The organism is Curvibacter gracilis ATCC BAA-807 (assembly GCF_000518645.1).
Lineage (GTDB): Bacteria > Pseudomonadota > Gammaproteobacteria > Burkholderiales > Burkholderiaceae_C > Curvibacter > Curvibacter gracilis.
The window spans coordinates 1-1,258 of the sequence record NZ_JADZ01000078.1; the positions used below are offsets into that span (position 1 = coordinate 1).

The following is a 1,258-nucleotide window of genomic DNA, read 5'->3' on the forward strand; positions in this document are numbered from 1 at the left end:
TTTTCGATTGATTGCCTAAAAATTGGATGTCAGCAATGGGGCAAAACGAAGACCCGCAAGGCCGCGTTTGTTGACATAGTTCTGCTCAAATGGCGAGCTCTAAACCTGACCTCCAACCCGGTGCCTGAACACCAAGAATGTGGCGTAGATTTCAAGGATTACTGGCCCCGTCAGTGACTAGCCAGTAGTTGAAAGCGCCACACTAAACCTGCGCGTGGTCTAAATCCGCTTTGTGGCTGGGGTCAACATGGGCCATCAGGTTGAGAACGCGGTGCCTTTGCATGACCCGCCTACGGGCATCCACTGCGATGTTGTGTCCCACTTCGACGGTCAATGATGCATCCACTTCGATGTGCGCATCGACCACCACCATGTCACCCATCTTGCGGGTTTTTAGGTCGTGAACGCCATCCACGCCTGGCGTTTCAAGCAAGGTCTTTTTGATTGCTGCCAGTTCTTCTTCGTCAATACCACGGTCCATCAAGTCATTCATGGCCTCCCAACCAAACTCCCAGCCCATGCGCGCGATCATGAATCCGACGATTAGCGCCGCGATCGGGTCCAATATGGGGTAGCCCATCAAATTGCCGATGATGCCGATCCCTACCACCAATGAGGAGGCTGCATCAGATCGAGCATGCCATGCATTTGCGATCAGCATGCTTGACTTCACTCGTTTTGCAATGGCCAGCATGTAACGAAACAGCGACTCCTTGGCAACCAGTGCGATGCCAGCCACCCACAGTGCCATGGCATGCACTTGTGCAATGGTTTCGGGGTTTCGTAACTTCATGAATGCTGACCAAACCATTCCAACGCCGACCACCAACAGCAATACGCCAAGCACCATGGAAGCAGCGTTCTCGAACCGATGGTGGCCGTAAGGATGGTCTTCGTCTGCGTCCTTTTTGCTGTGATGGCTGGCAAGCAGCACCACAAAATCCGCCACCAAGTCAGACAGCGAATGAATGCCATCGGCGATTAGACCTTGGGACCTGGACAACATACCGATTGCAATTTGTACTGCAGAGAGCAGCACATTGACCATTACGCTCACCCAGGTACTGCGGGATGTGGCTGCGGCGCGTTCCGCGGTGCTCTTCGCACTTTCTTCATGGTCTTCTTGCGCTTCTGAAAATTGCATAGTGGTATCTTTTAAAGGAGGTAGATTTTCCTCACCCCACCTTAACCACGCCTTATTTCAGATTCGAGACGGAGCCTATTCTTCGGTACTGGAATTCCAGAAAGCCTGCAAGAC

1 protein-coding gene is annotated in these 1,258 nt (G+C 52.5%); it reads right to left on the minus strand.

Features of this window, described 5'->3' with window-relative positions:
* Positions 1-202: 202 nt before the first annotated feature.
* Positions 203-1,144 carry a cation diffusion facilitator family transporter gene (locus L880_RS0125590; RefSeq protein ID WP_027478018.1) on the minus strand — a complete coding sequence of 314 codons (942 nt, stop codon included), beginning with the start codon at positions 1,142-1,144 and terminating at the stop codon, positions 203-205.
* Between the last annotated feature and the right edge of the window lie 114 nt (positions 1,145-1,258).

Coding starts and splice junctions, on each gene's coding strand:
- L880_RS0125590 (WP_027478018.1), bottom strand. CDS start 1,144: ATGCAATTTTCAGAAGCGCAAGAAGACCATGAAGAAAGTGCGAAGAGC.